Origin of the sequence: Rhodoplanes tepidamans, assembly GCF_030813915.1 — a bacterium.
In the GTDB taxonomy this organism is placed as follows: Bacteria; Pseudomonadota; Alphaproteobacteria; order Rhizobiales; family Xanthobacteraceae; genus Rhodoplanes; species Rhodoplanes tepidamans.
The window spans coordinates 1-21,964 of the sequence record NZ_JAUSUJ010000042.1 but is presented as its reverse complement, the minus strand read 5'-3'; the positions used below and the strand labels follow the sequence as shown (position 1 = coordinate 21,964).

Genomic DNA, 21,964 nt, shown 5'->3' with positions numbered 1-21,964 from the left:
GCGCCTGACGCGGAGCGCTCACGGCAGGTCGCGGGCGACGCGGAAGCCGTTGGCGTAGTAGCGCACGTCCTTGTCGTAGCGGAACCGGGCGGCGGTGCGGATCGCCGCCGGGGTCGAGCCGAACGAGCCGCCGCGCAGCACGCGCTGGCGGCACTGGCCGGCCGTCCACGCCGTGCCGTCGCGCGGCGCGCCCCGGTAGGTCTCGTTCCAGCAGTCCTCGACCCATTCGGCGGCGTTGCCGGCGGTGTCGTAGAGGCCGAAGGCGTTGGGCCGGAACGAGCCGGCCGGCAGGGTGCGGCGCGGCGCCGGCGTCGCGCAGGTCGTGCAGTTGGCGCGGCCCTGGCCGACCTCGCGGCCCCACCAGTGCGGCGTCACCGAGCCGGCGCGCGCCGCGTATTCCCACTCGGCCTCGCTCGGCAGCCGGTAGCCGCGGCCGGTGGTCTGCGCCAGCCACGCCACGTAGGTCCTGGCGTCGTCGTAGCTCACGTCGATCACCGGCTGCGCGTCGCGGCCCCAGCCGTGATCGTCGGGCCGGTGGCGGCAGCCGCCGGCGGCGACGCAGCGGTCCCATTCGGCGAACGTCACCTCGCGCCGGCCGATCGCGAAAGGCCGCGCCAGGACCACGCGGTGCACCGGCTTCTCGTACTCGCTGTCGGCCGAGCCCATGTCGAACTCGCCCTCGGGAACGACGACGAGCTCGGGGCAGTCGGCGCAGTCGCGGAACGTCTCGCCGGCGACCCGGGCCGGGCCCGGCTGCGCGACCGGCACGCCGGCGTCGGGCACGCGCGGCTGCAGGTCGAAGCGGCGCAGGCCCTGCGGCTCCTGCGCCACCACGGCGGCGGGACCCGCCGCGAGCGTGATCACAAACAGGAGACACCCCAGCCGTCGCCGCATAATCAGCTTTCCCGCAATGACGTGATGGCGCAGGATCCCGAGCTTCGCGAAAAGTGTCGCAGATGCGTCGCCGGCGTCAACGTACCGCCCGATACCGACCGAGACCGAAAGGACGGCCGCGCGTGACGTCACTGCCGTCCGGTGTTCACGATCGTGTCAGCGGATCGCCGGGGCGCGCCTCGCGGCGACGACCGGAGTCGTGGTGCGGTCGCGCGGGATCCCGGTTCACGTCGGTCCCCTCCGGTGCGCCGGCGCCGGCGCCGGACGATCGAACCGGTCCGCGCGCCGTCGCCACCAATCCGGATCGAGGTCTCGGCTGAGCAGACACGGAGGCAGGGCATGCGGGCTGCGGTGGCGGGCGTCGCGGGATCATGGTCGGCGGGTCTGGCCGCGCTGCTGGCGGTGATGCTGAGTGCCGCCCCGGCGCCGGCGCAGAGCGGCGGCGGTCACGGGAGCCACGGCGGCCACGGCGCTGCATCGGACGCCCAGCGCGGCGGGCCGTCGCCGTCGCCGTCCGGGGCCGCGGTCTATTTCATCGCCCTGCGCGACGGTGCGATCGTGCCGCCGAGGTTCACGGTGCATTTCGGCCTCACCGGCATGGGCGTCGCGCCGGCCGGCTCCGACCGCGAGAACTCCGGCCATCATCATCTGCTGATCGACACCGAGCTGCCGCCGCTCGACCAGCCGATCCCCAACGACTTCCAGCATCTGCACTACGGCGCCGGCCAGACCGAGGCGGAGGTGACGCTGCCGCCCGGCGAGCACACGCTGCAGCTCGTGCTCGGCGACAAGGACCACGTCCCGCATTCGCCGCCCGTGATGTCGCCGCGCATCCGCGTCACCGTGGTCGAGGGCGCGGGCGCCGTCGCCGCCGCGCCGGCGCCGCCGCCGGCCGCCCCGGCCGCGGCCAAGACGCGCCATCCGTCGCCCCCCGACGCCAAGGTCTACTTCGTCTATCCGAAGGGCGGCGCCTACGTGTCGCGCAACCCGGTGATCCGCTTCGGCCTGATCAACATGGGCGTGGCGCCGGCCGGCATCGCCAAGCCGAACACCGGCCATCATCATCTGCTGATCGACACGCCGCTGCCGCCGCTCGACCAGCCGATCCCGAACGACTTCCAGCACCTCCACTTCGGCACCGGCCAGACCGAGGCGAAGGTGACGCTGCCGCTCGGCCGCCACACGCTGCGTCTGCTGCTCGCCGACGAGGACCACGTGCCGCACGACCCGCCCGTCTACTCGGAGGAGATCACCGTCACGGTCACCAAGTCGGGCCGCCGGCCGCGCTCGGCCTCGCGCTGGAGATACCGGTGACGGCGGCAGGCACGATCGGGCGCCTGATCGGGGCGGCCGGCCGGGCGCTCGCCGCGCTCGTCCTGCCGGCCGCGGTCGTGCTGGTCGCCGTCGCGGCGGCGGCCGGGCCGGCGCGGGCCGAGAAGCGCGTCGCCCTGGTGATCGGCAACTCCGGATACCGCAGCGTGCCGTCGCTGCCCAACACGGCGAACGACGCCCGCGCCATGGCGGCGCTGCTCCGCAATTCCGGCTTCGACGTGGTGCAGCCGCGCCACGATCTCGGCGTCCTCGACTTCAAGCGGGCGCTGCGCGAGTTCATGGGCGTGGCGCGCGACGCCGACATCGCGGTCGTCTACTACGCCGGCCACGGCGTCGAGGTGAAGGGCGGCAACTACCTGATCCCGGTCGACGCCAAGCTGGCGCGCGACTACGACGTCGAGGACGAGGCGATCCCGCTCGAGCGCGTGATGTGGTCGATCGAGGGCGCCCGCGTGCTGCGGCTCGTGATCCTCGACGCCTGCCGCGACAATCCCTTCCTCGGCAAGATGCAGCGCACCGTGTCGATGCGGGCCGTGGTGAACGGCCTCGCCACGGTCGAGCCGGCCGCCGGCAACACGCTGGTCGCCTTCGCGGCCAAGGCCGGCTCGGTCGCCGCCGACGGCGTCGGCCGCCACAGCCCGTTCACGGCGGCGCTGCTCAACCACATCGCCGAGCCCGGCCTCGACGTGCGGCTGGCGTTCGGCCGGGTGCGCGACGAGGTGCTGCGCGAGACCGGCGGCGCCCAGGAGCCGTTCGTCTACGGCTCGCTCGGCGGCACCACGGTGGCGCTGGTGCCGGCCGCCAAGCCGGCGGCCCCGGTGGTCACGGCGCAGGACCTGCAGCGCGACTACGAGCTCGCCGAGCGGGTCGGCACCGTGGCGGCGTTCGAGACCTTCCTGGCCCGCCACGGCAGCGGCTTCTACGCCGAGCTGGCGCGCGCCCAGATCGCCAAGCTCGGCGAGCGGGCCGGGCAGGGGGCCGTGGCGGCGGCGATGCCGCGCCTCGCCCCGCCGCCGCCGCCCGTCGCGGCGCCGGCCGCCGTGGCACCGGCTGCCGTGGCGCCGGGGGGCGGGCCCGCGGATCCGGTCGCGGCGGAGGCGGCGTGCCGGCGCGATCGCGACCGGCTGGCGCGGCTGCGCGCCGATCCGGCCGCCGACGAGGTGCTGCGCTTCGAGCGCGAGCTCGCCTGCGATGCGCTGCGGGCCCAGGTGGTGCGGCTGCGCGAGAGCGTCGTCGGCCCGGCGCCGGCTGCTGCTGCCGCGGCAGCGCGGCCGCCCGCGCCTGCCGGACCGGCGCCTGCCCCGGCACTGGCGTCGGAGGCGAGCCGGCCCGCGCCGGCCCCGGCCCTGCCGTTGCCGTCGTCGTCGTCGCCGCCGCCTGCCGCCACGGCTCCCGCCCGGCCGCAGGTGTCCGGCCCGGCGGCTGCGGCCGCTGTGGCGACCGGCTCGCCGGAGGCGTGCCGGCGCGAGCAGGAGCAGATCGCCCGCCTGCGCGCGACGCCGCGCCGCGACGCCATCGTCCGGCTGGAGCGCGAGCTCACCTGCGAGCCGCTGCGCCCGCAGCTCGTCCGCCTGCGCGAGAGCGTCGAGTGACGGTGACGGCCGTTCTCCGTGCCGGAGAGCGGCAGGCCGGACGGGAGATCATACCAACGGCCCTCATGATTGACCGATGTGCGCCCATGCCCGGCGTCCGATCGAGGTGATTGTGTTCGGCTGAGCGACGAGACGCCGCCAAGCATCGCAGGCGGCGTCGACGATGTCGTCGTAGGTGTCGAAGACGCGGTTCGAAAGCCAGTTGCCACGCAGATACTGCCAGATGTTCTCGACCGGATTGAGCTCCGGCGAGCGCGACGGCAGGAACAGCAAGGTCATGTTCTTCGGCACCCTGAGAGCGGGCGTGGTGTGCCAGCCCGCACGGTCGAGCAACAGGACGGCGTGGGCGCCTTTGGCGACGGTGCGGGCGATCTCGTCGAGGTGAATCTGCATGGCCTCGGTGTCGGCCACCGGCATGGCGACTGCGGCGCCGGTGCCGCGGGCCGGGCAGATGGCGCCGAACAGCCAGGCGTTTTCGTAGCGCTGGTCGGCGGGCTGACGCGGCCGGGTTCCACGCCGCGCCCACATGCGCACGATGCCGTTCTTCTGGCCGATGCGCGCCTCGTCCTGAAACCAGATTTCGACCGGCTTGCGGTCGGCGACGTCGGCGAGATGGGCGTTCAGCGTCGCCGCGAAGTTTTTTTGAACGCCGTGATGGTTCCGGCATCCTGCGCGGGATGGCGGGGTCGCGCGCTGATGTGGGAGAAGCCGAGCGCGTCGAGGATCTTGCCGATCGTCCGCTCGTGATACTCGACCCCGAAGCGCTCGGCGATCAGGCGCTGGAGGTCGACCCTGCGCCAGCGCACCACGCCATGCACGGCCCGGTCCGGGCCGGTCTCGACGATCTGCGCCAGCTCGGCGAGCTGGGCGGCGGTCAGCCGGGTGGTCGGGCCTTTCGACGGGATGTCCAGAAGCCCGTCCGGACCGAGGGCGTTGAACCGATGCACCCAGTCGCGCAGCGTCTGCCGGTCCATGCCGCCGACCCGCGCCGCCTCGGTCCGGTTCATCCCGTCCCGGACCGCCGCCAGCGACAACAGCCGCCGGCTCTGGTTGGCGTTCTTCGACGCCGCCGCCAGCCGCCGCAGGTCGGCCGCCGAGAAATCCGTCCGTAGAGAAACCGCTGTCGCCATGGCGCGAATCCTCCCGCGCCAAGCGAATCACAATCCGCCTCGCTCAGGAATCCCAAGCGAGTCAGTCACAGAGGCCTTTGGTATCACGCCTCCGCGGCGGCGTCCGGGCCGGCCTTGATGCCGGCGGCGATGAAGCGGACCAGGAAACGGCCCTTGGTCGGCAGGTCGCCCGGCTTGTAGCGGTGCTTGGAGAGGCGCGACATGCGCTCGTCGAAGAAGTTCATCACCAGCGCGCCGACCGCGAACAGATAGGCCCAGTGCAGGTATTCGGGCGACTGTCCGGGCAGCGCCCGCTGCAGCGCGGCGATGAACTCGCGCGCCATCGGGTCGTAGTAGTCGCGCAGGATGCCGCGCGAGCGCTCGTGCGGGTCGGAGGCCTCGCGCACCGTCAGCATCGAGTAGTACTTGCCGTCCGGCCGGCCCTGCTGGCGCATGACCGGCATCACGAAGGCGGCGACGATCTTCTCCACCGCGTCCGGCGCGGTCGGGTCCTCGATGGCGCGCAGCTCGGCGAGGCGTTCCTCGAACAGCTTCTGATGCTCGGCGAAGACGGCGCGGTAGAGGTTCTGCTTGGTCTCGAAGTGATAGACCACGATCGACAGGCCGACGCCGGCCGCCTCGGCGATGTCGCGCATCGAGGCGCCGTGAAAGCCCTCCATGGCGAACAGCCGCTCGGCGGCGCGCAGGATCTTGGCGCGGCGGGTCGGCTCCTCGGCCGCGACGGCGCGCTTCGCCGGCGGGGCGGCGGCGGGCTTGCGCGGCCGCTCGGTCGCGGCGGACTTTCCGACCTTGCTGCGCTTGTCGGCCCTGGCGGGCTTGTCGGCCCTGGCGGGCTTGCGCGCCTCGGAGGGCTCGGTTTCGGCTGCGGGCTTCATGGTGCGGTCGCGCGCGGATGGAGAAGACATTCGGCCGCGATGACCTTTCGTGGAGTCGAGCCGGCTGATGCGGGGCAACTTAGTCGCCGCCCGCCGCCGCTGTCCACCCCGCACAAATGCTAGAGCGGTTTTCGGCTGCGCCGAATCGGACCCGATCTCCGCTCGTCCCCGCGAAGGCGGGGACCCAGGGCCGCAGGTCGTGGCGCCCTGGAGTCCCGCTTCCGCGGGACTGAGCGGAGTGTGGGGCGACGCCATCGAACCGCTCTGGCGTCCGCGCCGCCCGCCGCGACTCGGCCGCCGTGCCGGATATCTCGTGCGTCCGGCTTTCCGTGAGCCACCGGCTCCCGGGGCCGGGCAGCGAGGTGCGAGGCGCCGCCGTCCGAGTCGCGCCTCGTCCCGTTCGGCGAAGCCCCCGGTCCCGTCCCTCACCGCCGCTCTGCCGTTTTCGCAGGGGATCTCCTCCGCCGGCGCAGGGCGGCTTCGTGATTCTCCGGATGCACTGTACGTACGTACAGTCTAGTTTCGGGAGGCTGAACACGGAGAACCGCGGACCGTCGCGGGCGATGTCCGGGCCGGCCGGCCCTCCCCTCGGGCCGGCCGCGGCGGCGTCGAACGACCAGACGCCGTCCGGGCAGGCCCGCGGAGAGCCGGGAAGAACCTCAGGGGTTACGCATGAACAAAGACACCGCCAAATGGCGCGTCCTCGGCGGAGGATTCGCGGCCTACACGTTCGACGCCATGGATCTCGTGCTGCTCGCCATGGCGTTCCAGCCGATCATGAACGATCTCGGCCTCACCCGGTCCGAGGCCGGCCTGCTCGCCACCGCGACGCTGATCGGCGTCGGCATCTCCAGCGTGGTGATGGGCTGGTACTCGGACAATTACGGGCGCCGCAAGGCGATGCTGTGGTCGCTGATCAGCTTCAGCCTGCTCACCATGGTGATCGCCTTCGCCTCCACCTGGACCGAGATCCTGATCCTGCGCTTCCTGGCCGGCCTCGGTCTCGGCGGGCTGTGGGGCGTCATCGCGGCCTACATCGCCGAGACCTGGCCGCCGGCCCAGCGCGGCCGCGCCGCCGCCTTCGTGATGAGCTCGTTCCCGGTCGGCGTCGGCCTCGCCTCGTTCCTGGCCGGCAAGATCATCCCGATGTGGGGCTGGCGCGCCCTGTTCCTGACCGCCGGCATCGCCCTGATCGTCGCCGTCTACGTGTACTTCTTCGTGCCTGAATCGGAGGCCTGGAAGCAGCAGCGCGACGCTCGCGCCCGCGGCGAGGGCGTCAAGGCCGAGAAGGTCTCGGTGAAGGAGATCTTCACCGGAGGCCTCGCCAAGAACACCATCCTGGCGACGCTCGTCTCAGCCTTCGCGCTGACCGCCTACTGGGGCCCGACCACCTGGCTGCCGACCTATCTGGTCAAGGAGCGTGGCCTCTCCGTCGCCGACATGGGCATGTTCATGACCATCCTCAGCGTCGGCATGTTCGTCGGCTACAACGTGTTCGGCTGGATCGCCGACCTGATCGGCAAGCGCAATGCGCTCGTCCTGTCGCTCGGCGGCTCGGCCGTCATGCTGGCCGTCTACGCGCTCACCGAGAATCCGGCGACGCTCCTGTGGATGGGCCCGGCCTACGCGTTCTTCATGGCCTTCGTCGGCCTGATGGGCTCGTACTACGGCGAGCTGTTCCCGACCCGCGTGCGCACCACCGGCTCGGGCTTCTGCTTCAACGTCGGCCGCGGCGTCTCCGCCTTCGCGCCGTTCATCCTCGGCGGCATCGCCACCGCCTACAGCCTGCAGACCGCGATCCTGATCTGTGCCGTGCCGTTCCTCCTCTCGGCCATCCTGACCGCCTTCCTGCCGCGAACCGAGGTCCCCGCCGCGCAGGCGGGAACCCCCGCCGCTGCGCCGCGGAGCTGACATCCGCGCGCAGCCCTCGGGCCGGCCGCAGTCCCCGCCGCGGCCGGCCCGCACCGGAGCCGAGACCATGCGAAAGATCATCGACCTCTCCATCTACTTCGAGAACGGCACGCTCGCCGATCCCCCGATCTACGAGCCCAAGATCAACTACCGGAACCACAAGGACACGACCGACGAGCTGCTGCCCTTCTTCCCCGGCCTGAAGGCCGAGGATCTGCCGGACGGCGAGGCCTGGGCGATCGAATGGGTGCAGATCACCACCCACAACGGCACCCATCTCGACGCGCCCTATCACTTCGCCTCGACCATGAACAACGGCGAGCGCGCCATCACGATCGACGAGGTGCCGCTCGACTGGTGCTTCCAGCCCGGCGTCAAGCTCGACTTCCGCCACTTCGAGGACGGTTACATCGTCACCGCCGCCGACGTGGAGAAGGAGCTCGCCCGCATCGGCCACACGCTGAAGCCGCTGGAGATCGTCGTCGTCAACACGCGCGCCGGCGAGATCTACGGCAGGGAGGGCTACGTCGCGGCCGGCTGCGGCATGGGCCGCGAGGCGACCCTCTATCTCACCGAGCGCGGCGTGCGGGTCACCGGCACCGACGCGTGGAGCTGGGACGCGCCCTTCGTCTACACGGCCAAGCGCTACGCCAAGACGCACGACGCCGGGCTGATCTGGGAAGGCCACAAGTCGGGCCGCACGGTCGGCTACTGCCATATCGAGAAGCTGCACAATCTCGAGAAGCTGCCGCCGACCGGATTCACGGTCGCCTGCTTCCCGGCCAAGATCCGCGGCGCCTCGGCGGGCTGGACCCGCGCGGTCGCGATCCTGGACGCGTGAGGCGGCGCGCCTGCGTTCCCTCGTTCCGCCCTCACCCCGAGGAGGCTGCGAAGCGGCCGTCTCGAAGGGCGAGGGCGCCGTCTCGACACCACATCCGCTCGTCCCCGCGAAGGCGGGGACCCAGGGGCGAACACGGCAAGACGCCCCGGATCCCCGCTTGTGCGGGGATGAGCGGAGTGCGGGACGACCGCGCCGAAGCACGCAGACGCGGTCCGCGCCGCATGCCTGATTCTGGCGCCACGCATCGCCGAGACAATCACAAGGAGATCCCCCATGTCGAAACTCATCATCACGGCGGCCGTCACCGGCTCGGTGCACACCCCCAGCCTGTCGCCCTATCTGCCGCTCACCCCGGAGCAGATCGCCGCCGACGCGGTCGCCGCCGCCAAGGCCGGCGCGGCGCTCGTCCACGTGCACGCCCGCGACCCGCAGAACGGCAAGCCCTCCGCCGACCCGAAGCTCTACGAGGAGATCGTCACCCGCATCAGCGCCGCGACCGACGCGGCGATCTGCATCACCACGGGCGGCTCCAAGGAGATGACGGTGGCCGAGCGGGCCCGCTCGGTGGCGCTCCTGAAGCCCGAGCTCGCCTCGCTCAACACCGGCTCGATGAACTTCGCGATCCACCCGCTCGCCGGCAAGATCAAGGAGCCGAAATACGACTGGGAGATCCCGTTCCTGCAGGCCACCGAGGACTGGATCTTCCCGAACACGTTCAAGACGCTCGCCGAGTTCGCGACGTTCATGACCGCGGCCGGCACCAAGCCGGAGCTCGAGGTCTACGACGCCGGCATGCTGTCCAACGTCCAGTTCCTGCTGAGCACCGGCGTGCTGAAGCCGCCGATCCATCTGCAGTTCGTGCTGGGGATTCTCGGCGGCATGCAGGCGACCGTCGGTAATCTCGTGTTCCTGCACGAGAGCGCCTGCCGGATGATCGGCGAGAAGAACTTCACCTGGTCGCTCTCCGCGGCGGGCCGCGCCCAGCTGCCGATGATGGCGACCGCCATGGGCATGGGCGGCAACGTCCGGGTCGGCCTCGAGGACAATCTCTATCTCGCTCCGAAGGTGCTGGCGAAGTCGAGCGCCGAGCAGGTCGAGCGGATCATGACCATCGCGGCGGCGCTGAGCATTCCGGTGGCGACCCCGGCCGAGGCCCGGCAGATCCTCGGCCTCAAGGGCGCCGCCGCCGTCGGCTGGGCGCAGAAGAGCGCCGCCGAATAGGCGCCTCGGCCGCGCCTGCGACTCCCCGCACGCGGGGACGAGCGGAGACGGAGCCGGCCGCACGTCGCCGGAGCGCAGGCACGCGCTCGTCGGAGCGGCGACGCGGCGGCCGGCTCCTCCGACGACGCCGGATCACGGCGCCATTCGCGCAGACGACTCCGCTCTGAGAGACGACACTCGGCCGGGCCCGCGGGTCCGGCCTTTTTCGTCTACGTGAGATCACGCATGGCGCGTCGTCGTCGCCCCGCGTATCGGCGAGAACTGCCTCTGCCGCAGTGGTGCGCTGCAGCCCGTAGTATTGCAATAAAAGCGGTGCGTACCGTATGGTGGATCAGACTCACGAGCGGCATCGCCGCGGACGACAGGACCGACCGGAATGAGACGCGCCGACACCGCACAGAGCGCCGAAGGGGGCACCGCCGAGCGGGGACCGGTGCAGGTGATCACCCGCGCGGCCGCGATCCTGCGCGCCCTTGAGGACCAGCCGGCGGGACTCAGCCTCGGGCAGATCGCCCAGCGGGTCGACCTGGCGCGGTCCACCGTGCAGCGCATCGTCGCCGCGCTGGAGGCCGAGAAGCTGCTGATCGCCGCCTCGCCGACCGGGCGGGTGCGGCTCGGGCCGACGCTGCTGCGGCTCGCCTCCTCGGTGCAGAGCGACTTCGTCTCGCTGTGCCGGCCCTTCCTGGTCAAGCTGTCGGCCGAGCTGCGCGAGACCGTCGATCTCGCCACAGTCAAGCGCGACTATCTGGTGTTCCTCGACCAGGTGATCGGCTCGCAGCGGCTGCGGCTGGTGTCGGCGATCGGCGAGACCTTCCCGCTCTACTGCACGGCGCCCGGCAAGGCCTATCTGGCCCAGCTCGGCAACGACGCCATCGAGGAGCTGATCGGCCGCAACTATCCGGTCCGCACCCCGGCGACGCTGACCACCTTCGACGCGCTTCTGCAGGATCTGCGGCGGGTGCGGCGCAGCGGCGTCGCCTTCGACCGCGAGGAGCACGCGCCGGGCGTCTGCGCCGCCGGCGTGGTGCTGCGCGACTCGCTCGGCAACTATGTCGGCATCTCGGTGCCGGTGCCGGCGCAGCGCTTCTACGGCCGCGAGACCGTCATCGCCGAGCACCTGCTGGCCACCAAGCGCGCCGTCGAGGACCAGCTGGAGGCCGCCGCGGCGTGAGCCGCGCGCGCAGCGCCGCCCGAGACGAAAGAGGCCGCCCGTGGGCGGCCTTTCGCGTTCGTGCGGGAGGAGGTCCCGCTCAGTCGGCCGCCGCGCGGCCGCGGGTGTCGGGCAGCAGCAGCACCATCGCGCCGGCGAGCGCGAAGCTCGCGCCGCACAGCGAGATGCCGACCGCCAGGCTGTAATGCGCGGCGATCTGGCCGAGCAGGAACGGCGCAAAGGCCGAGATGCCGCGGCCGACGTCGAAGCAGAAGCCGGAGCCGAGGCTGCGGATGCGGAGCGGATAGAGCTTGGCGAAGTACGAGCCGAAGATGCCCGCGTAGGAGAAGAACAGCGCCATCACCGGGCCGAGCCAGAACAGCAGCGTCGTGCTCTCGGCGAAGGCGTAGACCGGCACCATCACGGTGGCGCCGACGAAGTTGATGATCAGGGCGTTCTTGCCGCCGATCGTGTCGGCCAGATATCCGAACAGCTGATAGCCGAGGAACATGCCGACATTGAGCATGACGATGAACATCGACATGTCGCCGATCGCCATGCCGCGCTCCTTCACCAGGAAGGTCGGCACCCAGGTGTTGACGCCCCAGTAGGCGATCAGGGCGAAGCTCGCCGACAGGGTGCCGACGATGGTGTAGCGCAGGACCTCGGGGGCGAAGATCTCGCCGATGCCGACCGACGCCCGGGCGCCGCCGCCGGCCTCGCGCTCGGCCTTGGCCTTCTTCCAGGTCTCCGACTCCGGCACGAAGAAGTAGGTGTAGGCGACCGCGACGAGGGCGACGGCGCCGCAGAAGAACAGCACCCGCCAGCCGTAGCGCGGCAGGATGAAGCCGGCGAGCAGCGCGGCCGAGCCGAAGCCGATCGGCCAGGACGAGAACACGAAGGAGGCGGCGCGGCCACTCTGGTGCGACGGCCAGGTCTCGTTGATGAAGGCCGCGATGACGCCCCAGATGCCGCCGAGCCCGAGGCCGGCGACGAAACGCAGCGCCATGATCGACCAGTAGCCCTGCGCGAAGCCGATCGCCGCCGTGAACAGGCCGAAGATCGCGATGCCGACCATCAGCGCGGTCTTGCGGCCGTAGTTGTCGGCGAACCAGCCCATGGCGATCGAGGAGATGCCGACGCCGAGCAGCGTCGCCGTGCCGAGCAGGCCGGCGTCCGCCATGGTGATGTCGAGCTCCTTGATGATCAGGGGCAGCGACATCGCGAGGATCATGAAGTCCAGCGCGTCGAACGCGTAGCTCATGAACCCGCTGATCAGGACCCGCCATTTGACGGGAAGGCCGTGGGTGGCGGCGCTTGTCGCCGGGGTCGCCGTGCCGGTCTCGATAGCCATCGTGGAAAGCTCCAGGTCGCGAGGTCGGACCCGCGTGATCCCGCGACGGTCGCGGAACGGGTCGGCGATCCTGGCCCGGAGGCACCCGCGCGCGAGGGCGAGCGGGGCCGACGATCGGATCTCGATCCGGCCGTGCGTCTGGGATCACGAGGGGGAGAGACGGCCCCGGATCGATCCGGGGCCGGAGGAACGAAGGGCCGGCGCGGGGCCGGCCCTTCGAGAGGTCGCGTCAGGCGTCCTGCACGGCGAGCTTGCGGCGGGCGAGCTCGTGCCGCGACGGGTAGACGTAGGGGCCCATCAGCAGGATCAGCACCGAGGCGACGACGAGGCCGCCGGCGAAGGTCCACAGCACCGGGACGTAGGAGCCGGCCTTGTCGAACGAGACGCCCATCACGTAGGGGCCGATGCCGTTCGCCAGCATGAAGATGGCGAACAGGTAGCCGTAGATCTCGCCGAAGCTGCGCAGGCCGAGATAGCGCGAGATGAAGAACGCGATCAGGTCGACCTCGGCGCCGAGGCCGAGGCCGATCAGCACGGTGGCGAGCGACGCCATCGCCGTGCTGCTGGTCGTGGTCAGCATCACGATGCCGATCAGCGGGATGATGATGAACACCACCGCCACATAGGGCGCGAACAGCCGGTCGAGCAGATAGCCGGCGAGCAGGCGTCCGGCGATCAGGGCGAGGCCCGCCATGGTGAGGGCCGAGGTCGCCATCTGCGGGGAGACGCCGCGGTCGGTGAGCAGCGGCACCACGTGGGCGATCGACCCGTTGGCTGCGGCGGCGAGCGCGAAGAACGGCACGACGAGGAGCCAGAAGTACTTGGTCTTCAGCGCCGCGCGGCCGGTCACCCCGGGCAGCTCCTTTGGGGGCTCGCCGGTCTCGGAGGCGAGTGCCCGGTCGGGCTCGCGCACCAGGAAGGCGACGGCCGGGATGGCCAGCACGAAGGTGAGGGCGCCCAGCCCCACATACGCGCCGCGCCAGCCGAACATGCCGATCAGCGCCTGCGCGTATTGCGGGATCAGCGCCGCGCCGAGGCCGACGCCCGCCATGGCGACGCCGAGGGCGAGGCCGCGATGGTCGTCGAAGCTCGCCGCGATCGACTTCGAGTAGATCAGCGGCGTCTGGCCCGAGGCGGCCAGCCCCATCACGCCGTAGAAGGCGATGAAGGCGAGCGGCGAGGCCGGGGTCAGCGAGGTGAGGGCGACGATCGCCGAGAACGCGGCGATGCAGGGCAGGGCGATGCGGCGGATGCCGTAGCGATCGACCAGGATGCCGATCAGCGGCGTCATCAGGCCGGTGCAGACGAGGCCGATCACCATCGCCATCGACACGGTGCCGCGGTCCCAGCCGAACTCCTGGCCGATCGGCTTGAGGAGCACGCCGAAGGTGAACTGCATGATCGCGCCGTTGCCGACCAGGAGGCCGAACACCGAGCCGACGACGACCCACCACGGATTCTTGAACATGGTCTTGATCCTGGGTGCGAGAGGACGATCAGGCGAGGCCGAGCAGCGTCTTGGCGTTGCCGGAGGCGACCGCGACGCGGGTCTCGTCCGGCAGGGCCACGGTGTCGAGGAAATGGCCGGCCTCGCCGGCGTCCTCGAACGGGTGGTCGGAGGCGAAGCAGACGCGGTCGGTCCCGAGCGCGGCGAGCGCGCAGGCGAGCGGCTCGGCCGAGCTCATGCCCGAGGTCGTCACGGCGATGTTGCGCTTGATGTAGAAGGACGGCGGCTGCGGCAGCTTCACGCCGTAGAGCTGCGCCCGGCTGTCGAACCGCCACAGCAGGTAGGGCAGCGTCTCGCCGAGATGGCCGAGCATCAGCCGCGCGCCCGGGTAGCGGTCGAACACGCCGCCGAAGACGAGACGCAGCGCGTGGGTGCCGGTCTCGACGCCCCATTCCCAGGTGGCGCGCTTGAGCCCGTAGGTGCCGGCGAGCGCCGGCATGGTCGACACCGGGTCGGCCGGGTGCAGATAGATCCAGGTCTTCAGCGCGGCGGCGCGCTCCCAGAACGGCGCGTAGGCGGGATCGTCGAGATAGCGGCCGAGCGTGTGGCCGTTGACCATGGCGCCGCGGAACTTCAGCTGCTCGACGCAGCGCTGCAGCTCGTCGGCGGCGGCGGTCGCGTCCTGCAGCGGCAGGTGGGCGAAGCCGGCGAAGCGGGCCGGGTTCTCGGCCACCTTCGTGGCCAGGTAGTCGTTGGAGGCCTTGGCCTTGGCGATGGCGCGGGCCGTGTCGGGCTCGACCTGCACGCCGGGACCGGCGATGCCGATCACCGACTTGCCGATGCCGGCGCGGTCCATCGCGGCGAGGCGGGCCTCGCCGAAGTCGGTGAGGGCGGCGAGGAGGCGGTCACGCACCACGTCCGGCACGTCGGCGACGGTCGGGTACCAGTATTCGGTCAGGCTCGGGCACAGCGCGTGCTCTTCGAGTGCGATCTTGGTGACCAAGGGAAGCTCCGTTTGTCCGGTGTGAATCGGGTCGGAGCGGAGGTCCGGAAGGGATCGCGGGCCGGAACCGGCCCTCCGCAGGTGTCCTGTAGTACGGTTCAGCCGTATCAAATGGTGGGTTTATCAGCAAGCGACCGGACCTCGCGGTGGCCGGGAATTCGGTGCTGCGGCGCAGCGACGGCGCCGCGACGACCCACGCCGCGGCCGACGTGAGATCTCCGCTTTTATCAGGCGTCGATGCGGTGTTTGCAGTGCCGAAGACGCCGGTCGGAAATGCCCGCCGGGACCGCCCGCGCCACCGTCAGCACGAACACCTACGCAGTGATACGGCGCGGGGCCCTGTATCGAAGCGCGGGACAGAAGGGCCTTTCGGATCGGCCTGGTCGACTCGTCGGACATGCGAGCCCGCCGCGCAGGGGCGCCGGCGGGCCCGGGGGCGCGGCTCCAGAGCCGCCGCATCAGGACAGGTCGCGCCGCATCAGGGCGAGCCTGTCGAACTCGCAGGCGCATCGGGCCGGGCTCGAGTCGCACGATCCGGCGGCCGGCCGTGTTCAGGCCGGGTCGACCTTGCCCTTGCAGGTGTCGGTGATGAAATAGATCAGCACCGCCGCGACGAGATCGAGCACGATGAACGCCCCATAGGCGGCGTCGTAGCCGCCGGTCCATTTGAGGCTGGCGGCGATGACGGCGAAGCAGCAGACCCGGAACAGGCAGGCGATGGTCGAGATCACCCGGTTGGCGGCGGCGAAGTCGTAGCGGCCGTAGACCGAGCCGACCTGCGAGGTGGCGAGCTCCTTGATGCCGGCGATGCTCATGCCGACCAGGAGGAGCGTGAAATAGGTGAACACGTCGCCGCCCTTCACCATCAGGCAGGCGTGCGTGAAGACGAAGAACAGCGCATAGGCGATGCTGACCCGGCGGGTGCCGAAGCGGACGTCCAGCCAGCCCCACACGTAGCTGAAGATCGCGCAGAAGAACGCCGCCGTGGTGAACATGAATATCGCGGTCGACTGGTCGTAGCCGATCGAGATCAGGCGCGGCACGAGCTGGCTGACGACCCCGATGTCGACCAGCCACAGGAGGCCGTAGCCGAGCGAGATCAGCCACATGTCGCGGTCGCGCAGCAGCACCGGGATGGTGAAGGGGCTCCGGTGGCTCTCCAGCTCGGCGAGGTTGGCGGCGAGCTGCTCGCGGCTCAGCGGCTCGTTGTCCGGGTAGCAGCCGGCCTCCTCGGGCGAGTTGCGCACCCAGACGATGGTCGCGAGGCCGAGCGCGATCAGGATCAGGCCGCAGGCCGCGTAGGCGTTCGGGATGCCGAGCACGCCGAACAGCAGCACCATGATCGGCACCAGGGTCGCCGTGCACAGCGACATGCCCATGGTGGCCCAGCCGAGCGCCAGCCCCTTCTTGCGCGGAAACCAGGTGTTGAGCAGCGTGCCCGGAACGTTGAAGCACACGCCGGTCGCCAGGAAGTTGATCAGCGTGAGGCCGACCGCGTACTCCATCGGCGAGGTGACGCGGCCGAACCAGATCAGCACGAGGCCCAGCAGCACGAGGCCGACGATCGCGACGATCTTGGCGCCCTTGCGGTTGATCAGCTCGGCGATCATCAGCGAGCCGATCACGCCGAGCCAGCCGGCCGGCGTCGAGAAGGCCAGCAGGGTGGCGAAGTCCCAGCCGTGCAGGTCGACGAAGCTCTGGACGATGACGTTCAGGCCGTCCGCCGTCCAGGCCGCGAAATTGTAGTACATGATCAGGCTGAAGCCGACCATGCTCCAGCCGCGCGGACCGAAATTGCTCCGCACGGCGAGCGGCGCGCCGCTCGTCGACCGCTCCAGCGGCACCGTGATGCTGTCCGACATCCCGTCACTCCTTCGCGCGCGGCGAGGCGGGTCGTCACGTTTCGGCACGCCGGCGTGACGACGAGTCTCGCAGGGCCTATGTATCGAATAGCGGGATAGTCGTACTACGAAGTGAGTTGGAGTCCAGGCTGGGGCGGCCTGTGCTGCACCGCGAAAGAGACGCCGCGTAACCTGTCGCGGCGATGCCGGGCCGATCAAATAACATCATCGAAATCAACAGCACGCGTGGTGCTCGCAGATGCGAGAGAAAGCCGGCGGGCGGCCCCGCCGGGCGTCCATTCGGACGGCTCGGGACGATTACCTACGCAGTGCTACGAAGCGGCTTCGGGAGTTCCGGATGCCGGTACAGTGACGGGCCGCCCCGGTCCGGCCGGGCGCGGCCCCCGCCGCTCCCAAGGCCGATGGCGCAGGCACTTCCGTGTGCCGTGGTCGCCATGCCGCCGCGCCTCGCGACCGGCGGCATCCGTCCGCCGTCGCGCAGCCGCGCGGACCGCGCATGGCCCGTCACGTTGACCAGGGCGACCACGATGCGATACGTGTGGATCACATCGCGGGTCACTATCTTCGGACACTCACAACAAGGAGAACGAACGATGCCGGTCATCCGGGGCGTGTCGATGGAAGGCAACCTCGACAACAGCATGGGGCTCGAGTTCTACGACCTCTCCCATCCGTTCGGCCTGCAGAAGCCGAACTGGCCGTACTTCCAGGACGTCCAGATCGAGCGCATCCATTACATGGCGAAGTCGGGCGTGCTGTCGCAGCGCATCACGACCAGCATGCACCACACCACCCACATCGACGCGCCCGCCCACGTGGTCGAGGGCACGCCGTTCATGGACGAGGTGCCGCTGCCGCACTTCTTCGGCTCGGGCATCGTCGTCTCGATCCCGAAGAAGCAGTGGGAGCCGATCGGCTACGACGATCTCGAGAAGGCCGCCGGCAAGCTGGTGCGGCCGCGCGACGTCGTCATCGTCAACACCGGCTGGCACGAGAAGTACGAGGACAGCGAGGAGTATTTCTGCCTGTCGCCGGGCTTCGTGAAGTCGGCCGGCGAGTGGTTCGTCGAGAAGAAGGTGAAGGTGGTCGGCCACGACACCCAGGCCAACGACCACCCGCTCGCGACCGCCATCGGCCCGCACCGCAACGGCCCGATCCATCCGCACCTCGCCGCCGAGTACAAGAAGTGGTCCGGCGGCCGCGACTGGAAGGACGATCATCCGGAGTGGGAGCCGGTGCACCGGCTGCTGTTCAAGAACGGCATTCTCGGCATCGAGAACGTCGGCGGCGAGATCGACAAGGTCACGGGCCGGCGCTGCACCTTCGCCATGTTCCCGTGGCGCTGGGAGCGCGGCGACGGCTGCATCATCCGCCTGGTCGCGATGGCCGACCCCAAGGGCGCCTATCGGATCGAGAAAGGGGAGCGCTTCTGATGCAGGTCAAGCGCTTCTCCGAGCTGAAGACCTACGACGCGCCGGGCCATCGCGGCTGCATGCCGCTGCGGGTGTTCGGCGCCGAGGCCGGCGGCACCACCGGTGTCGTCGTCGGCGTCTCGCACTTCCTGCCCGGCGGCGGCGCCGGGCCGGACGCCTCGCCGCCCGAGAAGGTGTACTTCGTCCTCGCCGGCGAGCTCACCGTCATCGTCGACGGCAAGGAGACGGTGCTGAAGCAGCACGACGCCTGCACCATCGCGCCCAACGAGAGCCGCGAGATCGTCAATCGCGGCAACGAGGTCTGCACCATCCTGGTGGCGGTCGCCGCCCCCAAGGGCTGAGCCGCGGGCCGGGATCACGAGAGCCGAGACCGGCGCGCCGGAGAAGCCACCTCTCTCCGCCCTCGTCCCGAGGAGCCCGCGAAGCGGGCGTCTCGAAGGGCGGGGGCGGCCACATGGTTCGAGACGCGACCCTGGCGCGCGAGCGCGCCCGGATCGCTCCTCACCACGAGGCGAGAGGGGGCCGGCGCGCCGGCCGAGACGAGACGTCGCGGCGGCGGAGGGTTTGGCGGGGCGCCAATGCGCCGCCGGGCTCTCCGCCCCGGCGACCCCGCGCTCCCGCGGGAGCGTCGTCAGAGGATGACATCATGTCCGAGGACTTTCTGAAGAACCCGCTCGCGCTGTTCGACGTGCGCGGCAAGACCGCGGTCGTCACCGGCGCGTCCGGCGCGTTCGGCGCGCTCGCCGCCAAGGTGCTGGCCGGCGCCGGCGCCAAGGTGGTGGTCGCCGCCGGCAACGCCGCCGAGCTCGACAAGGTGGCGGCCGAGTGCAGGGCGCTCGGCGCCGAGGTGAAGGCCGTCGGCCTGCGGCCGAGCAACGAGAAGAACTGCGACGCCATCGTGGCCGCCGCCGTCGAGGCGTTCGGCCGGCTCGACATTCTCGTCGTCGGCTCCGGCAAGAACGACGTCGCCAAGATCGGCGAGATGACGCCCGACCGCTTCGAGGACGTCATGGACGCCAACGTCACCCAGTCCTGGCTGATGGCGCGCGCCGCGTCCCGCCAGATGCTGGCGCAGGGCGAGGGCGGCAAGATCATCCTGATGTCGTCGGCCCGCGGCCTGCTCGGCCACCCGGCCGGCTACACGGCCTACTGCGCCTCCAAGTCGGCCGTGGACGGCATCACCAAGGCGCTCGGCTGCGAGCTCGGGCCCACCGGCATCACGGTCAACGCCATCGCCCCGACGGTCTTCCGCTCGGCCCTGACGGCGTGGATGTACGAGGACACCGAGAAGGCGCGCGGCGTCCGCCCGGCCTTCCTGGCCCGCGTGCCCAAGGGCCGGCTCGGCGAGCCGTCCGACCTCGCCGGTCCGCTCCTGTTCCTCGCCTCGGCGGCGTCCGACTTCTACACCGGACACATCCTGTACGCCGACGGCGGCTACACGGCGGGCTGAACCATGAGCGGGACAGCACGCATCGCCGTCGTCGGCGCCGGCATGATGGGGCACGGCATCGCCCAGGTCTTCGCGCTTGCCGGGCATCAGGTGGCCCTCACCGACGCCCACGCGCCGACGCTGGCGAGCGCGCTCTCCCGGGTCGAGGCGAACCTGATCGATCTCGGCGAGGACGTCTCCGCGGTGACGCGGATCCGCCTCGCCGGGACGCTGGCCGAGGCGGTCCGCGACGCCGACTTCGTGGTCGAGGCGGCGTCCGAGAATCTCGAGCTGAAGCGCAGGCTGTTCGCCGAGGTCGAGGCGGCGGCGCCGGCGACCGCGGTGCTCGCCAGCAACACCTCGGTGATCCCGATCACCGAGATCATGCGGAACCTGGCGAAGCGCGAGCGCGCCGTCGGGACGCACTGGTGGAACCCGCCCTTCCTGGTGCCGCTCGTCGAGGTGATCGGCACCGAATGGACCTCGGAGGCCGCCATCGCCTTCACGATGGACTTGCACGCGAACGCCGGCAAGACGCCCGTGCACGTGAAGAAGGACGTGCCGGGCTTCGTCGGCAACCGCCTGCAGCACGCGCTGTGGCGCGAGGCGGTGTCGCTGGTCGAGCGCGGCATCTGCGACGCCGAGACGGTCGACACGGTGATCAAGGCGAGCTTCGGCCGCCGCCTCGCCGTGCTCGGCCCGCTGGAGAACGCCGACCTGGTCGGCACCGACCTGACGCTGGCCATCCACCAGACCGTGCTGCCGGCGATCGAGTCGCGGCCCGGCCCGTCGCCCTATCTCGAAGCCCTGGTGAAGGACGGAAAGCTCGGCATGAAGTCGGGCGAAGGCTTCCGCCGCTGGACCCCCGAGGAGCAGGCGGCGCTGAAGAAGCGCGTCGTCGATCACCTGAAGACACAACGTTAGCCCCCGGCGGCGGGGCGCCGGCCGTGGCCGGGCGCCCCGTCCCGACAGATTCGAGGAGAACCCCATGGCCAAGCTCGTCATCACGGCCGCGGTCACCGGCTCGGTGCACACGCCGAGCATGTCGCCGTACCTGCCGGTGACGCCGGACGAGATCGCGAACGACGCGGTCGCCGCGGCGCAGGCCGGCGCCGCCATCGTCCACGTGCACGCGCGCGACCCGCAGACCGGCAAGCCCTCCGCCGACCCCAAGCTCTACGAGGAGATCGTGCGCAAGATCAGCGCCCGCACCGACGCGCCGATCTGCATCACCACGGGCGGCTCCAAGGAGATGACGGTCGCCGACCGGGCCCGCTCGGTGGCGCTCCTGAAGCCCGAGCTCGCCTCGCTCAACACCGGCTCGATGAACTTCGCGTTCCACCCGCTCGCCGACAAGCTGAAGGAGCCGAAGCACGACTGGGAGGTGCCGTTCATCCGCGCCACCGACGATTGGATCTTCCCGAACACGTTCAAGACGCTCGCCGAGTTCGCCGCGTTCATGACCGCGGCCGGCACCAAGCCGGAGCTCGAGGTCTACGACGCCGGCATGCTGTCCAACGTCCAGTTCCTGCTGAGCACCGGCGTGCTGAAGGCCCCGATCCACATCCAGTTCGTGCTCGGCATCCTCGGCGGCATGCAGGCGACGGTCGGCAACCTGGTGTTCCTGTACGAGAGCGCCTGCCGGATGATCGGCGAGAAGACCTTCACCTGGTCGCTCTCCGCGGCGGGCCGCGCCCAGCTGCCGATGATGGCGACCGCCATGGGCATGGGCGGCAACGTCCGGGTCGGCCTCGAGGACAATCTCTATCTCGCTCCGAAGGTGCTGGCGAAGTCGAGCGCCGAGCAGGTCGAGCGGATCATGACCATCGCGGCGGCGCTGAGCATTCCGGTGGCGACCCCGGCCGAGGCCCGGCAGATCCTCGGCCTCAAGGGCGCCGCCGCCGTCGGCTGGGTGCAGAAGAGCGCGGCGGAGTAGGGCGAGAGACAGACATCGGCGGCGGCAGTCCCGGACTCCTCCTCCGTTCTTGGCCGGGCTCGTCCCGGCCATCCACGTCTTTGTGGTCGAGCGGCCTTGAAGACGGGATGCCCGGCACGAGGCATGTGCGCGGGCCGGCCGAAGGCCGGACCCGAGTGGCGGGCATGACGAGTCGGCATTGGCGGCGGTTCGTAACCGAGCGCATCCCATCAGCCATTGTCCGTCCCGGAGGCACCCGGGGCGGGCGTGACGAGAAGGCCGGGGCGTCCGCGTCCCGGCCTTCTTCGCGTCCGCCGGCCGGAGGGGCGCCGCGCGTCTCCCGAACTGAAGAGTCGCGCGCATCCCTCCGGACAGAAAAAGAGCCGGGGGAGGGACCCGCCCGGCTCTCGTTCCTTGGGACGTCTTCTCTAGTCGTGAGGCGGCCGCCTCATCGCATTCGGCTGATCAGTTCGGTGGTCGTTCCGGGGCGGCGCGCAGCGCCGAACCCGGAATCCAGCCGAGAACTCCGAGATTGTCGCTGGATTCCGGGTTCGCGGCTTCGCCGCGCCCCGGAA

General features: G+C 70.7%; 18 protein-coding genes. 11 read left to right on the top strand and 7 right to left on the bottom strand.

The window, feature by feature from the left end; all coding sequences use genetic code 11:
* Positions 1–18 precede the first annotated feature (18 nt).
* Positions 19–864 carry a formylglycine-generating enzyme family protein gene (locus tag J2S22_RS29820; protein ID WP_272777898.1) on the bottom strand — a complete coding sequence of 282 codons (846 nt, stop codon included), beginning with the start codon at positions 862–864 and terminating at the stop codon, positions 19–21.
* A 369-nt stretch (positions 865–1,233) separates the two neighbouring features.
* Between J2S22_RS29820 and J2S22_RS29815 the strand changes: the two genes are divergently transcribed.
* Both J2S22_RS29815 and J2S22_RS29810 read left to right on the top strand, forming a co-directional pair.
* Positions 1,234–2,208 (top strand): DUF4399 domain-containing protein, encoded by a 975-nt coding sequence (locus J2S22_RS29815; protein WP_272777899.1) that lies wholly within the window; start codon positions 1,234–1,236, stop codon positions 2,206–2,208.
* Positions 2,205–3,818 carry a caspase family protein gene (locus tag J2S22_RS29810; RefSeq protein WP_272777900.1) on the top strand — a complete coding sequence of 538 codons (1,614 nt, stop codon included), beginning with the start codon at positions 2,205–2,207 and terminating at the stop codon, positions 3,816–3,818. The genes J2S22_RS29815 and J2S22_RS29810 overlap by 4 nt, the downstream gene beginning before the upstream one ends.
* Positions 3,819–3,881: 63 nt before the next feature.
* Here the strand turns inward: J2S22_RS29810 and J2S22_RS29805 are convergent.
* Both J2S22_RS29805 and J2S22_RS29800 read right to left on the bottom strand, forming a co-directional pair.
* Positions 3,882–4,948, bottom strand: a protein-coding gene (locus J2S22_RS29805; protein WP_272777901.1) for an IS630 family transposase whose coding sequence is annotated in 2 segments (ribosomal slippage) — positions 3,882–4,462 and positions 4,462–4,948 — 1,068 coding nt in all. Because the reading frame shifts where the segments join, the coding sequence is not laid out codon by codon here.
* Positions 4,949–5,031: 83 nt separating this feature from the next.
* Complete coding sequence (locus J2S22_RS29800; RefSeq protein WP_272777902.1) at positions 5,032–5,823, bottom strand: TetR/AcrR family transcriptional regulator; 792 nt, start codon at positions 5,821–5,823, stop codon at positions 5,032–5,034.
* Between the two features lie 672 nt (positions 5,824–6,495).
* On the opposite strand from J2S22_RS29800, the gene J2S22_RS29795 reads away from it, so the two are divergent.
* The 4 genes from J2S22_RS29795 (at position 6,496) to J2S22_RS29780 (ending at position 10,967) form a co-directional block, all read left to right on the top strand.
* Positions 6,496–7,734 carry an MFS transporter gene (locus J2S22_RS29795; RefSeq protein WP_272777903.1) on the top strand — a complete coding sequence of 413 codons (1,239 nt, stop codon included), beginning with the start codon at positions 6,496–6,498 and terminating at the stop codon, positions 7,732–7,734.
* Positions 7,735–7,801: 67 nt separating this feature from the next.
* Positions 7,802–8,575, top strand: a complete 774-nt coding sequence (locus tag J2S22_RS29790) for a cyclase family protein (protein WP_272777904.1) — start codon at positions 7,802–7,804, stop codon at positions 8,573–8,575.
* A gap of 273 nt (positions 8,576–8,848) precedes the next feature.
* Positions 8,849–9,796, top strand: coding sequence for a beta-keto acid cleavage family enzyme (locus J2S22_RS29785; RefSeq protein ID WP_272777905.1), 948 nt, complete (start codon positions 8,849–8,851; stop codon positions 9,794–9,796).
* Positions 9,797–10,172: 376 nt separating this feature from the next.
* Positions 10,173–10,967: an IclR family transcriptional regulator gene (locus J2S22_RS29780; protein ID WP_272777906.1), complete on the top strand. Its 795-nt coding sequence runs from the start codon at positions 10,173–10,175 to the stop codon at positions 10,965–10,967.
* Positions 10,968–11,046: 79 nt separating this feature from the next.
* On the opposite strand, the gene J2S22_RS29775 is transcribed toward J2S22_RS29780, so the two are convergent.
* From J2S22_RS29775 to J2S22_RS29760, 4 genes are all read right to left on the bottom strand, one after another.
* Positions 11,047–12,300: an MFS transporter gene (locus J2S22_RS29775; protein ID WP_272777907.1), complete on the bottom strand. Its 1,254-nt coding sequence runs from the start codon at positions 12,298–12,300 to the stop codon at positions 11,047–11,049.
* A 229-nt stretch (positions 12,301–12,529) separates the two neighbouring features.
* The gene (locus tag J2S22_RS29770) at positions 12,530–13,768 is read right to left on the bottom strand and encodes an MFS transporter (RefSeq protein WP_272777908.1); all 1,239 of its coding nucleotides are present in this window, start codon (positions 13,766–13,768) and stop codon (positions 12,530–12,532) included.
* A 28-nt stretch (positions 13,769–13,796) separates the two neighbouring features.
* Positions 13,797–14,750 carry an amidohydrolase family protein gene (locus J2S22_RS29765; protein ID WP_272777909.1) on the bottom strand — a complete coding sequence of 318 codons (954 nt, stop codon included), beginning with the start codon at positions 14,748–14,750 and terminating at the stop codon, positions 13,797–13,799.
* 551 nt (positions 14,751–15,301) lie between these two features.
* Entirely contained in the window at positions 15,302–16,612 is a 1,311-nt protein-coding gene (locus tag J2S22_RS29760) for an MFS transporter (RefSeq protein WP_272777910.1), read from the bottom strand.
* A 593-nt stretch (positions 16,613–17,205) separates the two neighbouring features.
* Here J2S22_RS29760 and J2S22_RS29755 point away from each other — a divergent pair.
* The 5 genes from J2S22_RS29755 to J2S22_RS29735 all read left to right on the top strand — a co-directional run bounded on the left by J2S22_RS29755 (position 17,206) and on the right by J2S22_RS29735 (position 21,410).
* On the top strand, positions 17,206–18,045 hold the full coding sequence (locus J2S22_RS29755) for a cyclase family protein (RefSeq protein WP_272777911.1): 840 nt from the start codon (positions 17,206–17,208) through the stop codon (positions 18,043–18,045).
* Positions 18,045–18,386: a cupin domain-containing protein gene (locus J2S22_RS29750; RefSeq protein WP_272777912.1), complete on the top strand. Its 342-nt coding sequence runs from the start codon at positions 18,045–18,047 to the stop codon at positions 18,384–18,386. The genes J2S22_RS29755 and J2S22_RS29750 overlap by 1 nt, the downstream gene beginning before the upstream one ends.
* A gap of 305 nt (positions 18,387–18,691) precedes the next feature.
* Positions 18,692–19,495 carry an SDR family NAD(P)-dependent oxidoreductase gene (locus J2S22_RS29745; protein WP_272777913.1) on the top strand — a complete coding sequence of 268 codons (804 nt, stop codon included), beginning with the start codon at positions 18,692–18,694 and terminating at the stop codon, positions 19,493–19,495.
* 3 nt (positions 19,496–19,498) lie between these two features.
* The gene (locus tag J2S22_RS29740; protein ID WP_272777914.1) at positions 19,499–20,398 is read left to right on the top strand and encodes a 3-hydroxyacyl-CoA dehydrogenase family protein; all 900 of its coding nucleotides are present in this window, start codon (positions 19,499–19,501) and stop codon (positions 20,396–20,398) included.
* Between the two features lie 64 nt (positions 20,399–20,462).
* A complete protein-coding gene (locus J2S22_RS29735; RefSeq protein ID WP_272777915.1) occupies positions 20,463–21,410 on the top strand; it encodes a beta-keto acid cleavage family enzyme in 948 nt (315 codons plus the stop codon).
* Positions 21,411–21,964 lie beyond the last annotated feature (554 nt).

What these genes read in the sequence shown, in the direction of transcription:
- J2S22_RS29815 (WP_272777899.1), top strand. Translation starts at nt 1,234, where the DNA reads ATGCGGGCTGCGGTGGCGGGCGTCGCGGGATCATGGTCGGCGGGTCTG.
- J2S22_RS29800 (WP_272777902.1), bottom strand. Translation starts at nt 5,823, where the DNA reads ATGAAGCCCGCAGCCGAAACCGAGCCCTCCGAGGCGCGCAAGCCCGCC.
- J2S22_RS29795 (WP_272777903.1), top strand. Translation starts at nt 6,496, where the DNA reads ATGAACAAAGACACCGCCAAATGGCGCGTCCTCGGCGGAGGATTCGCG.
- J2S22_RS29790 (WP_272777904.1), top strand. Translation starts at nt 7,802, where the DNA reads ATGCGAAAGATCATCGACCTCTCCATCTACTTCGAGAACGGCACGCTC.
- J2S22_RS29785 (WP_272777905.1), top strand. Translation starts at nt 8,849, where the DNA reads ATGTCGAAACTCATCATCACGGCGGCCGTCACCGGCTCGGTGCACACC.
- J2S22_RS29780 (WP_272777906.1), top strand. Translation starts at nt 10,173, where the DNA reads ATGAGACGCGCCGACACCGCACAGAGCGCCGAAGGGGGCACCGCCGAG.
- J2S22_RS29775 (WP_272777907.1), bottom strand. Translation starts at nt 12,300, where the DNA reads ATGGCTATCGAGACCGGCACGGCGACCCCGGCGACAAGCGCCGCCACC.
- J2S22_RS29770 (WP_272777908.1), bottom strand. Translation starts at nt 13,768, where the DNA reads ATGTTCAAGAATCCGTGGTGGGTCGTCGTCGGCTCGGTGTTCGGCCTC.
- J2S22_RS29760 (WP_272777910.1), bottom strand. Translation starts at nt 16,612, where the DNA reads ATGTCGGACAGCATCACGGTGCCGCTGGAGCGGTCGACGAGCGGCGCG.
- J2S22_RS29755 (WP_272777911.1), top strand. Translation starts at nt 17,206, where the DNA reads ATGCCGGTCATCCGGGGCGTGTCGATGGAAGGCAACCTCGACAACAGC.
- J2S22_RS29750 (WP_272777912.1), top strand. Translation starts at nt 18,045, where the DNA reads ATGCAGGTCAAGCGCTTCTCCGAGCTGAAGACCTACGACGCGCCGGGC.
- J2S22_RS29745 (WP_272777913.1), top strand. Translation starts at nt 18,692, where the DNA reads ATGTCCGAGGACTTTCTGAAGAACCCGCTCGCGCTGTTCGACGTGCGC.
- J2S22_RS29740 (WP_272777914.1), top strand. Translation starts at nt 19,499, where the DNA reads ATGAGCGGGACAGCACGCATCGCCGTCGTCGGCGCCGGCATGATGGGG.
- J2S22_RS29735 (WP_272777915.1), top strand. Translation starts at nt 20,463, where the DNA reads ATGGCCAAGCTCGTCATCACGGCCGCGGTCACCGGCTCGGTGCACACG.